Annotated in this window: 1 protein-coding gene; it reads left to right on the forward strand. The window is 63.0% G+C overall.

Annotated features, from left to right (window positions below):
* Positions 1 to 235: hypothetical protein (locus tag SB847_RS22275; protein ID WP_410578943.1), on the forward strand; the 235-nt coding region annotated here is incomplete at both ends.

Here is a 235-nt window from a genome sequence, read left to right on the forward strand (position 1 = left end):
TATCAAACCGCCGCTGATGAGGGCTACCCGTCCGTCTTGCCACTGGATGAGAACGGAGTGGTCAAGGAGAACACCTGGGCGTTCTACCCGCTGTTCCCGCTGCTGGGCCGAGGACTGAGCGCCCTCACGGGGTTAGGCACCTTGCAGTCTCTCACCACCGTTGCGATGGTAGCGGGCTTGGGTGCGGCCCTGGTCATCTACAGGCTTTTCCTCGAGTTCACCGGCAGGCGCACCG

Origin of the sequence: Bacillus sp. SIMBA_026 (assembly GCF_046535335.1) — a bacterium.
Classification (GTDB): Bacteria; Bacillota; Bacilli; order Bacillales; family Bacillaceae; genus Bacillus; species Bacillus velezensis.